This is a genomic window from Rahnella sp. PD4 (assembly GCF_049199325.1).
Classification (GTDB): Bacteria; Pseudomonadota; Gammaproteobacteria; order Enterobacterales; family Enterobacteriaceae; genus Rahnella; species Rahnella perminowiae.
In genome coordinates, this window is record NZ_JBLZQF010000002.1 from 883,754 (window position 1) to 896,582 (window position 12,829).

A 12,829-nucleotide genomic window follows, 5' to 3' on the forward strand; every position below is an offset into this window, starting at 1 on the left:
GGTCTGAACAGCGTGACGTTTTATAGCAGTGAAGGATGGCGGAACGTCAGGTTTGCGACGTGCGCCGCTCTTTTTGTCAGCGCATGTAAAAACAACCCCCGGTGGATCAATTCTTGCATTTCCTACTCCCGCAAAAACATCTGACAGAGGACCCCTGATGACCATCACCTTTATTGCACACTCCACGCCCGAACCCGCGTTGTACGGCGCGATGGCAGCGATACTTGCTGAGCTACGCGCTTTGCCGCTGTGTCATTTTCCCGTCAGTCATGATGCGCAACGTTACCCGAATGCGCGCCAGCACGTGACGGCGCAGGGACAGGCAATAACCAGCGGGCTGGTGTGGCTGGAGCGCCTGACCGGGCGTGATGCGGGTGAGGAATCCGGCATTGAATCCCTGATTTATCGGGCACTTAAAGAAGATATCGTCGTGCCCTTGCGTGAACCGTTATCCGCAGAGTTGAACGCATTCATTACAGCACAGGGCATTGAAACTGAATCATTAACCGTGGTGCGCAATCAGGATAAATTCCAGCTGGAAGACTGCATCACCGGCAAAATTCGCAGTAACGGCTGGGGACGCGATGCCTTTGGCCGCTGGGCATTAGGTTCGGTTTCACAGCCGGTCATGCGGGCAGGAAAAACCCTGCGCGTGGCACTGGTGGGGGATGTTAGCGAGCAGCGCGACAGTTATCCGGCAATGCTCGCTGCACTGGGAGACGCCGCCGATGCACTGGCAATGAACATTGATGTTGTCTATGTGACATCCACGTTACTGGGCAGCCAGCTTGATTGCACACTGGCTGACGTCGACGGCATTATCTTCCCGGGCGCAACGATCACCCGCAGCGATGCGCAGGCCGGACCGCTGGCAACCGCCACCTGGGCACTGGAAAACCAGACCCCGGTGTTAGGGATTAATCAGGGCATGCATCAGATGATCACTGCGCTGGGGCAGAAAGTGCTCGGACAGGAACGTGTAGTCATGCACGGGCCATCAACGCTCGGCAGCCTGCAAACCGGTTTACCGCTGGCCGAACACACCCAGCCCCGTCTGGGAAATCATCCGGTCATCACCCGCCGCGGCACCCTGCTGGCCAATAAAACGGGCAATGAATTTTTGCTGCGCTACAACCAGCGCCGCTATCTGAATCCGCATTTACTGGCGGAGCTTGAAAGCGCAGGGCTGAACGTTTCAGGGTATGACGAAAGTGGTGAACAGGCGCAGGCTGTTGAGCTGAACAATCATCCGTTCTTTATAGGCGTTCAGGGGCAACCGGAGCTGACGTCACGACGCGAGCGGCCCAATCCGCTGCTGATGGCGTTTCTGCAACAGGTGCGCCAGTGCAACCGTGACCGCGATGTCAGTCACGCTGCACTGACCAAAAGCGTGCGTTTAAAACATCCGCACAGGCTGATGGGCTGATGACGACGCCGTCTAACTGCCGCGATAGGTGGAGCAGGAATAAGGACTGATCAGGAGCGGCAGATGGTAATGATCCTGTTCACCGGCGATCACCACATCAATGATCGCCGAGTGATAAAGCGTCTCACGACCGGTGGCGGCAAAATACGCGCCGATATCCGCACACAAGCGGTAATGCCCTGAGGCGACCGGTTCCGGTGTTAATTTTGCGGCACGACCATCGGCATCCGTTTGGGTTTCGCTGACAAGCGTGATGTTGTGCCCTTCCACCCTTTCCAGCCAGACGCGCACATTGGCCGCAGGCTGCCCTGACGACGTATCGAGAATATGGGTGGTGACTTTCGTTTTAGAAACAGAGGTCATGACTGAAATATCTCCTTTAAACGCAGCAAGGTAATTTCTTTGAGTTGTTGCGCCGTTTCGCGATCTTCATCGTCCGGTAAATTCTGTAGCCGCCGTTGCAGATTATCCAGAATCTGCTCTGCGCTGCGCCCTTTGGCGCGGATCAAAAATACCCGTCCGAAACGCTGTTCATAACGCAGATTACCGTCATGCAACGCATCAATCACTGCCTGCTGGCTGATATTGAGCGTCGCCTGTTCGCCACGGGAAAGCTGCGCTTCTTTGCCGGTGCCGCTGGCCCGTTCACCGATGCGCGGATGCGCAGACAGCGCGCGGGCAATGTCTTCCTGCGTCCAGTTGTCACAGGCCGCTTCGGCACAGCGCAGCACATCTTCCACAGAAGAATAAGGCCGCGCCTCACTGACCGTTTTCGCCCAGGCCGGAATACTGACCAGCGGGCGCAACAGGGAAACGGCTTCGGTTTCGGATAACGCATTGAACGCTTCCGGTGTCATAAATGTCCCTCACCAAAACTCAGCACAGTATTAATATATGCCTGCACCGCGAATGCCACATCACCGGAGGTAACAGACTCATCGGGATGATGGCTGATGCCGTCTTTGCAGCGCACAAATAACATGCCGACCGGCCAGCATTCGGCGATAGCAATCGCGTCGTGCCCTGCGCCGCTTGGCAGCAACATCGCCTGTCCCTGCAAGTGTAAAACGCTCTGGCTGAGACGATGCTGTAAGCCGGCGTGACATTCCGTCGCGCTGATGGCGTAAAACTGTTCGGCGGTAAACGTCAGCCCGCGACGTACAGCGATATCACGGCCCTTCGCCAGCAGCGTTTCCAGCAGTGCCGATAAATCATCATCACGCGGTCCACGCACATCCAGCGACAATTTCACCTGCCCCGGAATGACATTCACCGCGCCCGGCAGACATTCCAGCGTACCCACGGTTGCCACCGTATTGCGACCGGTGGCGGTGGTGATGCTTTCGATGGCCAGTGTCCATTCGGCTGCCGCAGTCAGCGCGTCCTGACGCTGCCCCATTGGTACGGTGCCGGCATGACCCGCATGACCGGTGAATTCACAATTAAGGCGACGCGCGCCATTAATCGCCGTGACCACGCCGAGCGGCACGTCCGCCGTTTGCAGGCACGGGCCCTGCTCAATATGCAATTCCAGATAGGCGCAAAAATCGCTGACCGCACGCTGTGATGCGCCGATATTCAGCGGATCCAGCCCGACGTGACGCATCGCCTGAGCAACCGTAATACCCTGCGCGTCCTGACGTTCCAGCCAGTCGGCGGGCCAGGTGCCGGTCAGTCCGCGACTGCCAAGCAGCGTGATGCCAAAACGTGTGCCCTCCTCATCGCAGAACCCGACGATTTCCACCGCCATCGGCAAACGGATGGCGTTCTGATGCAAATGCGCCACCACTTCCAGCGCGGTCAGCACGCCGAGCGGGCCGTCATAACGGCCGGCATTGCGCACGCTGTCAAGATGTGATCCCAACAAAATAGCCGGTGCCGACGCATCCAGCCCTTCATAACGCCCGCAGATATTGCCGACGCTGTCCTGCCAGACGCGCATCCCGGCGGCGCTCATCCATTCGCCCACCAGACGGTTGGCTTGCAAATGCTCCGGCGAAAGATACACGCGGGTCAGTTGCCCCGGCGTTTCGCTGATGGCGGCCAGTGCGTCGCAACGCGCCATCACCCTTTCAGCGGCAAGCTTTGCGCTTTCTGAAACCGCAGCCAGCGTAAAGGCTTCAGCCATTACTGACCTCCCGCGTAATGGTCCCAGGCGGCCTGCGCCCCTGCGCCGTATTTCGACGCAAAGCCCAGACGGTTAAGCACCGCTTCCAGCGCCACCAGCGTCTGCAGCACACAGTCTTTACGGGCGTTGTAGCCCATGGTGCCGATGCGCCAGATTTTTCCGGCCAGCGGGCCAAATGACGTACCGATTTCAATGCCGAAGTCATTAAGCATGATCTGGCGAACCTGTTCGCCATGAACGCCCGGCGGAATGACCACGCCGAGCACGTTGCTCATGCGGTTATTCAGGTCACCGAACACTTCCAGTCCCATGCCCTGAATGCCGGCCAGTAATGCGCCACCATGCAACTTGTGGCGTGCGATACCGGTATCCAGCCCCTCTTCCAGAATAATGCGTGCGCATTCGCGGGCTGCGAACAACATGCTGGTGGCTTCGGTATGGTGATTCAGACGCTCTGGCCCCCAGTAATCCATGATCATGCCCAGATCGAAATAGTTGGAGTAAATCATCTCTTCGTCACCGTCAGCATGATCCGCCGTACGGATGCCCTGCTCGACGCATTTACGGCGGCGGATTTGTTCTTCAAAGCGCGGGCTGATGGTGACCGGTGAGCTGCCTGACGGGCCGCCGAGGCATTTTTGTAAACCGGCAGATACCGCGTCTAACCCCCAGGCGTCGGTTTCCAGCGGATTGCCGCCAAAAGACGCCGTGGCATCGGAGTAGAACAGGACGCCGTGACGGCGGCAGATTTCACCCAGTTGTTCCAGCGGCTGCAACATGGTGGTGGAGGTGTCGCCCTGCACGGTCAGCAGCCAGCGCGGTTTCACCGATTTAATCGCATCTTCGATTTGCTGCGGGTCAAACACTTCGCCCCACGGCGCTTCGAGGGTGTGCACTTCGGCGCGGCAGCGGCGGGCAATCTCGCACAGCAAATGACCGAAGCGGCCAAATACCGGCACCAGTACTTTGTCGCCCGGACGGATACCGGAAAGCAGCACGGCTTCAATACCCGCGCGTGAGGTGCCGTCGATCAGGAACGTCCACTGATTGTCGGTTTTATACAGCGCACGGTACAGCGCCATAACTTCGTTCATGTAGCCGGTCATCACCGGATCATATTGCCCGACCAGCTGGCTCGCCATCGCCCGCAGCACGCGCGGATCGGCATTGATGGGCCCCGGCCCCATCAGCAGACGGGTTGGCGGGTTGATTTGTCCGGGAGTAATGAAATCTGACATAGTTAATCCTTTACAATGTTAGCTTGCTGCAGCCTCATTTAAGCCGCGTACGGATGCGATAAATTGTCTCAGCTCGGGGGTTTGCGGATTGGCAAACAACGTCCGGCTTTCGCCCTGTTCCCACACGGTGCCCTGATGCATAAACACCACGCGGTCGCCCACTTCACGGGCAAAATTCATTTCGTGCGTCACCAGTACCAGCGTCATGCCTTCTTTCGCCAGTTGCTCGAGCACTTTCAATACTTCGCCGACTAATTCCGGATCCAGCGCTGAGGTGATTTCATCACACAACAGCACTTTCGGGTTCATGGCCAGCGCACGCGCAATCGCCACGCGTTGCTGCTGACCGCCGGAAAGGCTGGATGGGTAATAATCCATGCGATCCGCGAGGCCCACTTTCGCCAGCATCTGTGCGGCCAGTTCACGGCACTCAGCGGCAGATTTTTTCAGCACCCGGCGTGGTGCCAGCATGACGTTTTCCAGCGCGGTCATGTGCGGGAAAAGATTAAAACTCTGGAACACCATGCCAACGGAACGGCTGATATCACGCGCCTGGGAATCGCGGTCGGTAATGGTCATTCCGCCCAGTTTAATGCTGCCTTCCTGATAACCTTCGAGCCCGTTCATGCAGCGCAACAACGTGCTTTTCCCTGAACCGCTGCGACCGATGATCGAAATCACTTCGCCGCTGTCGATATCCAGATCCACGCCTTTCAGTACGTGGTTCTGGCCGTAAAATTTCTGAACCTGATTGATGGTGATCAGCGGCATTACTGTTTCTCTCCACGCAATGATTTTTCTAAATGCTGGCTGTAACGGGACAGCGGATAGCACATCAGGAAGTAGCCCAGCGCCACTAATCCAAACACTTTGAACGGCTGATAGGTCACGTTATTGAGCATGGTTCCGGCTTTGGTCAGTTCGACAAAACCGATAATCGAAGCCAGCGCGGTACCTTTCACCACCTGCACGGAAAATCCGACCGTCGGCGCAATAGCAATGCGCAGCGCCTGCGGGGTGATCACCCGCCATAGCGTCTGGCCAAAATTCAGGCCGAGACAGCGCGACGCTTCCCACTGGCCTTTCGGTAACGCGGCAATACTGCCGCTCCAGATATCCACCAGATAAGCGCTGGTATACAGCGTCAGCGCCAGCGCGGCAGCAGTCCACGGGCTGACGTTGATCCCGAACAGCCCCAGCCCGAAGAAAGCCAGGAACAACTGCATCAGCAACGGCGTGCCCTGAAACAGCTCGGCATAAAGACGCACAAACCTTCCGGGCCAGCGGCGTTTGGTGAGACGCAGTAGCAGCAACGGCAACGTCACCAGCGTGCCGCCAATAAAGGCAGTCAGCGACAGCAACAATGTCCAGCGCGCCGCCAGCAGGAGATTGCGCACAATGTCCCAGTCGGTGAAGGTCATCATCAGTTTTCACTCCCAAAGACACGGCGTCCGGCCAGCAGCAGCAACTGACGCATTGCGACGGACAGCATCAAATAGAACAACGTGGTGACCAGATACACTTCAAAACTAAGGAATGTACGCGACTGAATTAAGTTTGCGGCAAACGTCAGTTCTTCATAGGACACCTGCGAGACCACAGAAGACCCGAGCATCACGATAATGCACTGGCTGACCAGCGACGGATAAATGCGTTTCAGCGACGGCGGCAGCACGATACGCAGGAACGTCTGGCTGCGGGTTAATCCCAGCACACGTCCGGCTTCCCACTGGCCTTTCGGCGTCACCTGAATACCGGCGCGGATAATCTCCGTGCTGTACGCACCGAGGTTAATCAGCATCGCCAGCAACGCCGCTTCACCGGCGGTCATTTTCAGGCCGATAGCCGGCAGGCCAAAGACAATGAAAAATAACTGCACCACAAACGGCGTATTACGGATGGCTTCGACATACACGCCCCATACCGCACGCAGGGTTTTATGGTTGCCGCAGCGGATGGCCGCGCCGCAAATGCCGATTGCGACACCGCCAACCGTTGCCATTACCGTCAGCTCAATGGTGGTCCATAAACCGGCCAGCAGTTCCGGCATATAAGGCCATAGCGCGCTAAAGTTAAGCTGATAGGTCATGAAAGATCTCCGTCAAACCCTGATTACGCGCCGATGGAAGCAGGCAGCGGTGCCTTCATCCATTTTTCAGACAGCGTATTCAGCGTCTTGTCTTTGATGCCTTCGGCGATCAGTGCATTCACTTTGTCTTTCAGCGCAGGCTCGTCTTTACGCAGACCCACGTAGCACGGCGAATCTTTCAGCATCACTTTGGAAACCGGTGCCTTGGCCGGATTCATGCGGGCAATGGCTGCCACCACCAGGTTACCGGTGGCGATGTATTCCACCTGACCGGACAGGTATGCAGACAGCGTAGTGTTGTTGTCTTCATAGCGCTGAATTTTGGCATCTTTCGGCGCCACGTCTGTCAGTGCCAGATCTTCCACGGCACCACGGGTCACGCCGATGGTTTTACCGGACAGCGCTTTCAGGTCGGACAGTTTGTCCCCCTGCGCACCAAACACGCCGAGGAAGAACGGTGCGTAGGCATTGCTGAAATCGATGACTTTTTCGCGCTCAGGATTTTTACCCAGGCTTGAAATCACCAGATCGACTTTATCCGTTTGCAGATAAGGTACGCGGTTGGCGCTGGTGACCGGCACCAGTTGCAACTTAAGTTTCATCTTATCGGCCAGATAATGTGCCATATCGATGTCATACCCTTCCGGCTGCAAGTCCTTGCTCACCGAACCAAACGGCGGGAAATCCTGAGGAACGGCCACGCGCAGTACACCGCGTTTCTGAATATCCTGTAACTGATCGGCCATGACGGCAGATGCCTGAAGCACCAACATTGCCGCACCTGCCCACATCAACAGCCGTTTGTTCATGTTCATAGATTATCTCCGGTGAAAGGTTTTTGAAACGATAGATTCTTATATTTATAACTCTGCAACGAATGTGCCAAAACCAGCACAGCGGAAAAAATGCGGACAAAATCACGGTACCACAAGGAATTAGAAAACGGAGGATACGATCAGGAGGGATTTTTTGCCCTGAACCAGGGCAAAAGGACTGAAAAGAAGACAATCATGACGCACTAAAAATGTGCAAAAGCACCAGAAAAGCGCTCAGTTTGTTCTGCAAACGGGAATCAGCGCTGCTCAAGCTCATCCAGATCGTTATACAAATCGCTTATCTGATGAATGCGCTGCCGGCCTGAGGTGAGCATCTCGTGCAGCAATGCGTTGCTGAGTAAATTCGCCAGACTCATGGCGGAAGAATAGCTGTCAAACGCCGATACGCTGTCGAGAGGCGCGGCCAGATGCCAGGTTGCCAGTGGGATCAGCGTCTGGGCCTGCGGCTCGCAGATCAACAACACCGGCACGCCCATCGTCTGTAATTGCGTGAGAACTGCCTTCGCCATGCGCGGCCTGCGGCGGAAGGCGACGAAAATCACCACATCCTGCACAGTCAGATCCACCAGTTCTTCAGCCAGCGTCTGGCCCGGTTGCGGCATCATCATCACGCCAGTGCGTACCTGAATCAGTTGCTGACGCAAATGCAGCGCCACCGGATAACTGTTGCGAAAGCCCAGCAGGCGCACCTGACGCGCCTGACTGAGGGCGGCGATCAGCGCGCCAAACTGTACGCCATCAATCTGATTAATCCACTGCGTCAGGTTGGCCATTTCCTGCTTATAGTGCCGCGATAACAAAGTGTTGCCCTGCACCGCATCGCGACTGTCCGTCAGCGGCATACCGCTCTGGCGCAGGGTGCGCATTTCATCGCGCATGTCACGGTAACTCGGATATCCCAGGCGCTTGAACAGCCGGCTGACCGTGGCTTTCGACACGCCGCTCAGCCGTGCCAGTTCGGCGCTGTTATAACTCATCAGGTCGTCAATACTGGCAAAAATAAAGTCGGCCACCCGCTGTTCCTGCGGCGTCAGTTCTGCGTAATGGTCACGCAGACGTTCATCAATCTGTTTCATCCCCGTCCCTTTTGTAACCAATGTTTCAGCGGAACATACCATGCACTATGCTTGCCAATGCAAGCTAAATTATGAGTGAAAGCGTGAAGATTCTGCCGATGTGGAACACCTCTTGCTTAACTTTATCCCTACGCGCCCACATCCCTGCATGCGCGGGCAGCATAAAAAAAGTGTTTCAAAAAGGACATCGCATGATTAACAGTAACAGCGCGCCGCTGGGCATGGCGGTCACACCCCATCATCTGGCGAGCCAGAGTGCGCTTGCAGTATTGCGCGAAGGCGGCAATGCCATCGAGGCGATGGTGGCGGCGGCCGCGACAATTGCCGTGGTCTATCCGCACATGAACGGTCTGGGCGGCGATGGCTTCTGGCTGATTGTGCCACCGCAGGGAAACCCGGTGGCAATAGATGCCAGCGGTGCCGCAGGCTCCCTCGCCACTCTCGATTTCTATACCGGTGAAACGCATATTCCGCATCGGGGACCGAAAGCCGCGCTGACAGTCGCAGGCACTGTCGGCGGCTGGCAGGAAGCGCTGAATGTGTCGGCTGAATTTGGCGGCGAGCAAAAACCGCTCTCCCGCCTGCTGCGTGATGCCATTCGTTACGCTGCTGACGGCATTCCGGTAACAGCCTCGCAGGAAGCTGCGACCCGTGCCAAACAACACGAACTTGAAAATTTCAGCACCTTCGCCGACGTTTTTCTGCCTAATGGCGATGTCCCCCGCGCCGGAAATCGCTTTACCCAGCCGCAACTGGCGCAGACATTATCGATGCTGTGCGAGGACGGGCTGAACAGTTTCTATCGTGGTGAGCTGGCCGACAATATGGCCGCCGACATGGAAAAGCTCGGCATGCCGGTCACCCGCGCTGATCTCGCGGCTTACAAGCCCCAGCGTCGTGTGCCGCTGCGCCTCAAACACAGTAAAGGCGAAATCTACAACCTGACACCGCCGACGCAGGGGCTGGTTTCACTGGCGATCCTCGGCCTGACTGACCGCCTGCCGCTGGAAACCCTGGATGAAAGTGCGACGATTCACAGCATTGTTGAAGCCACCAAACTGGCGTTCGGCCTGCGTGACCGTTTTATCACCGATCCGCGCATGATGACGCAGGATGCCCAGAGCCTGTTGGATCCCCAATATCTGGATGCCCTCGCCACCCGCATCAAACCCCACAGCGCTGCCGACTGGGGCAAAGGTAAAGGACCGGGCGATACCGTCTGGATGGGTGTGATGGACAGCAGCGGACTGGCTGTTTCTTTTATCCAGAGTATTTATCACGAGTTCGGCAGTGGCGTGGTGCTGCCGGGCAGCGGCGTGTTGTGGCAAAACCGTGGCGCGTCCTTCAGCCTCGATGCCGGGCATTTACTGGCGCTGGCGCCGGGCAAACAACCGTTCCATACCCTTAATCCTGCCGCCGCACGCTTATATGACGGGCGCACGATGGTTTACGGCTCAATGGGGGGAGACGGACAGCCGCAGACGCAGGCCGCCGTGTTTATCCGCCATGTGGTCCAGGGACAATCGTTACAGCAGGCGATCAGCGGCCCGCGCTGGCTGCTTGGCCGTACCTGGGGCGAGAGTTCGGATTCACTGAAACTGGAAAGCCGTTTTGCCTATCCGACGCTGGCGGGCCTGAGACAGCGTGGTCACGACGTCGAACTGTTGCCAGATTTCAGCGAAGCCGTCGGCCACGCTGGCGCGATCGTCCGCCATACCAACGGCATGTTTGAAGGGGCCTCCGACCCGCGCAGCAACGGCAGCGCAGCCGGATTTTGATCAGAGTTCGCTCATGAAAATTGATAAGGAAGCAGCATGAAAGAAACATCCGCAGCGACCAGCTGGGCCGCCTATATCTGCCAGATGGAATCCGTTCTGGCGCTGGAACTCGACGACGCACGTCGTCAGGAATTGCTGGTGCAGTTCAGCCGCATCGCCCAAATGGCGCAACCCCTGATGGATTTACCGCTCGATGCCCGACTGGAGATTGCCGGGGTATATCGCGCATGAAATCGCTTGATCACTTTACGATAAGCCAGTTACATCGGGCACTTGCGCAGGGGGATATCTCCGCCAGGGAAATAGCCACTTTCGCGCTTGATGCCATTGAACAGGCGAATCCGGTCATCAATGCTTATACGCATATCACCCGTGAACGCATGCTGAGTGAAGCTGCAAAAGTTGATAAAATCCGGGCCAGCGGCGCAACATTGCCTCCGCTGGCGGGTATTCCTTATGCAGTGAAAAACCTGCTGGACGTGGCCGGGGAAGTGACGCTGGCAGGCGCAAGCCTTAACAGCAACAATGCCGCCGCACGTCAGGACGCCTGGACGGTTTCACGCCTGACCTCACAGGGTGCAATGCTTTCCGGCATGCTGAATATGGATGCTTACGCGTACGGCTTCACCACGGAAAACAGCCATTATGGCACCACCCGTAACCCGCGGGATCTGTCGCGTGTGGCCGGTGGCTCTTCCGGCGGTTCGGCCGCTGCCGTCGCTGCCGGGCTGGTACATTTCAGCCTCGGCAGCGATACCAACGGTTCGATCCGCGTGCCGTCCTCGTTAAGCGGTATTCTGGGCCTGAAGCCCACCTTCGGGCGGATTTCACGTCGCGGCAGCCAGCCGTTTGTTGCCAGCCTCGATCACATCGGGCCGATGGCCCGTTGCAGCGAAGATTTGTCGCAGGTTTATGATGCCATTCAGGGCACGGATCCGCAGGATCACTTCCAGGCCGATAAGCCTGTGACCGGGACATTTTCACTGCTTAAACGCGGGCAGGAAGGTTTGCGCAGTGCCGTTTTGGGCGGATATTTTTCCACCTGGTGCGATGATCACGCCAAAGTAGCCGTATGTCAGGTCGCGCAGGCACTGGGAGCGCAGGAAGAAATTGAAATGCCACAGGCCGAACTGGCGCGTTCCGCTGCGTTTATTATCAGTGCGTCGGAGGGCGGCAATCAGTATTTGCCAAAACTGCGCAGCATACCGGAACAGTTTGAGCCGCTGTCGCGCGAGCGCTTACTGGCGGGGGCGATGATCCCGGCGGCATGGTATGTTCAGGCACAGCGTTTCCGTCAGCAGTTTCAACAGCAAATCTTGTCCTTGTTCGATCATTGGGACATTCTGATCGCGCCTGCCACACCGTGTCCGGCGACCCTCATTGGTCAGGAAACCTTTCACATCAACGGTCAGGATCTGCCAACGCGCGCCAGTATGGGTATGCTGACGCAGCCGATTTCGTTCCTCGGCCTGCCGGTGGTAACGGTGCCGGTCACCACATCAACCGGTCTGCCGATAGGATTACAACTGATAGCGCCACCGTGGCGCGAAGACCTTTGCCTGCGCGCTGCCCGGGCGCTTGAGCAGCAGGGGATCGTGAAAGTCAGCAGTTCTCCGGTGATGCCCGCCTGACAGCCTGCATCCCCGTTTTCCAGGGTGAAGTGAAAAGAGTAAAGAGAGTCACTATGAAAACTGAACATATCGACCGCCCGGCGATCCTTGCCGAAATGAACGCGGCATTTTATCGCTATGAACAGGCGCTGATCACTAACGATACCGCCGTCCTCGACGAACTGTTCTGGCACGACCCGCGTACCGTGCGCTACGGCGCGGGAGAAAATCTTTACGGCATTGACGCCATCCGCGCATTCCGCATAGCACGATCGTCACAAGGGTTAGACCGGGAACTAGTCAATACCACCATCACCACTTTTGGCGACGACATGGCGGTCACCAGTACGGAATTCCGCCGGGAAGGCAGCGACAAGATTGGCCGTCAGCAGCAAACGTGGGTGAAGATGCCAAGTGGATGGAAGATTGTGGCGGCCCATGTGAGTCTGATGGTTTGACCGAACCATTGGGCGGTTCAGCTTTGGAAAGCTGAGGAAACTTTTTTTCGGTTTCACCGAAGGGGAGTTTTGGTTACCACCGAGGGGAAATCTGAACGGTGATAATTTCGGTTTCTCAATAATAGCGATCACTTATCGCGCTGCGCCGAAACCGCCCAAAAGGGGAAAGTGCTTTTCCCCTTTTGGATTT

The 12,829-nt window shown here is 57.0% G+C and carries 14 protein-coding genes; 5 read left to right on the top strand and 9 right to left on the bottom strand.

The genetic code is table 11. From position 1 onward, the window contains the following. Nucleotides 1-157 precede the first annotated feature (157 nt). Nucleotides 158-1,426, top strand: coding sequence for a glutamine amidotransferase-related protein (locus ACOZIO_RS08680; protein ID WP_129955047.1), 1,269 nt, complete (start codon nt 158-160; stop codon nt 1,424-1,426). Between the two features lie 12 nt (nt 1,427-1,438). On the opposite strand, the gene uraH is transcribed toward ACOZIO_RS08680, so the two are convergent. From uraH to ACOZIO_RS08725, 9 genes are all read right to left on the bottom strand, one after another. Then, nucleotides 1,439-1,789 carry a hydroxyisourate hydrolase gene (gene uraH, locus ACOZIO_RS08685; RefSeq protein ID WP_129955046.1) on the bottom strand — a complete coding sequence of 117 codons (351 nt, stop codon included), beginning with the start codon at nt 1,787-1,789 and terminating at the stop codon, nt 1,439-1,441. After that, a complete protein-coding gene (gene uraD, locus ACOZIO_RS08690; RefSeq protein ID WP_266060710.1) occupies nt 1,786-2,283 on the bottom strand; it encodes a 2-oxo-4-hydroxy-4-carboxy-5-ureidoimidazoline decarboxylase in 498 nt (165 codons plus the stop codon). The genes uraH and uraD overlap by 4 nt, the downstream gene beginning before the upstream one ends. Beyond that, nucleotides 2,280-3,554, bottom strand: a complete 1,275-nt coding sequence (hpxK, locus tag ACOZIO_RS08695) for an allantoate amidohydrolase (RefSeq protein WP_421595186.1) — start codon at nt 3,552-3,554, stop codon at nt 2,280-2,282. Before hpxK ends, uraD begins: the two co-directional genes overlap by 4 nt. After that, on the bottom strand, nt 3,554-4,792 hold the full coding sequence (locus ACOZIO_RS08700) for a pyridoxal-phosphate-dependent aminotransferase family protein (protein WP_129955043.1): 1,239 nt from the start codon (nt 4,790-4,792) through the stop codon (nt 3,554-3,556). Before ACOZIO_RS08700 ends, hpxK begins: the two co-directional genes overlap by 1 nt. A gap of 18 nt (nt 4,793-4,810) precedes the next feature. Next, nucleotides 4,811-5,563, bottom strand: a complete 753-nt coding sequence (locus tag ACOZIO_RS08705) for an amino acid ABC transporter ATP-binding protein (protein ID WP_129955042.1) — start codon at nt 5,561-5,563, stop codon at nt 4,811-4,813. Further along, nucleotides 5,563-6,216 carry an amino acid ABC transporter permease gene (locus tag ACOZIO_RS08710; RefSeq protein ID WP_165383764.1) on the bottom strand — a complete coding sequence of 218 codons (654 nt, stop codon included), beginning with the start codon at nt 6,214-6,216 and terminating at the stop codon, nt 5,563-5,565. Before ACOZIO_RS08710 ends, ACOZIO_RS08705 begins: the two co-directional genes overlap by 1 nt. After that, entirely contained in the window at nt 6,216-6,881 is a 666-nt protein-coding gene (locus ACOZIO_RS08715) for an amino acid ABC transporter permease (RefSeq protein WP_217220854.1), read from the bottom strand. The genes ACOZIO_RS08710 and ACOZIO_RS08715 overlap by 1 nt, the downstream gene beginning before the upstream one ends. Nucleotides 6,882-6,904: 23 nt before the next feature. Then, on the bottom strand, nt 6,905-7,696 hold the full coding sequence (locus tag ACOZIO_RS08720) for a transporter substrate-binding domain-containing protein (protein ID WP_129955040.1): 792 nt from the start codon (nt 7,694-7,696) through the stop codon (nt 6,905-6,907). A 257-nt stretch (nt 7,697-7,953) separates the two neighbouring features. Next, on the bottom strand, nt 7,954-8,793 hold the full coding sequence (locus ACOZIO_RS08725; protein ID WP_129955039.1) for a MurR/RpiR family transcriptional regulator: 840 nt from the start codon (nt 8,791-8,793) through the stop codon (nt 7,954-7,956). A gap of 191 nt (nt 8,794-8,984) precedes the next feature. On the opposite strand from ACOZIO_RS08725, the gene ACOZIO_RS08730 reads away from it, so the two are divergent. Genes ACOZIO_RS08730 through hpxZ form a run of 4 tightly spaced genes read left to right on the top strand, consistent with a single transcriptional unit; the run spans nt 8,985 to nt 12,639 of the window. Continuing rightward, nucleotides 8,985-10,571, top strand: a complete 1,587-nt coding sequence (locus ACOZIO_RS08730) for a gamma-glutamyltransferase family protein (protein WP_421595187.1) — start codon at nt 8,985-8,987, stop codon at nt 10,569-10,571. A gap of 36 nt (nt 10,572-10,607) precedes the next feature. Beyond that, nucleotides 10,608-10,802, top strand: a complete 195-nt coding sequence (gene hpxX / locus ACOZIO_RS08735) for an oxalurate catabolism protein HpxX (protein WP_129955037.1) — start codon at nt 10,608-10,610, stop codon at nt 10,800-10,802. Next, entirely contained in the window at nt 10,799-12,202 is a 1,404-nt protein-coding gene (locus tag ACOZIO_RS08740) for an AtzE family amidohydrolase (RefSeq protein WP_217137906.1), read from the top strand. The genes hpxX and ACOZIO_RS08740 overlap by 4 nt, the downstream gene beginning before the upstream one ends. A 53-nt stretch (nt 12,203-12,255) precedes the next feature. After that, nucleotides 12,256-12,639 carry an oxalurate catabolism protein HpxZ gene (gene hpxZ, locus ACOZIO_RS08745; RefSeq protein WP_421595188.1) on the top strand — a complete coding sequence of 128 codons (384 nt, stop codon included), beginning with the start codon at nt 12,256-12,258 and terminating at the stop codon, nt 12,637-12,639. The last annotated feature ends 190 nt before the right edge of the window (nt 12,640-12,829 follow it).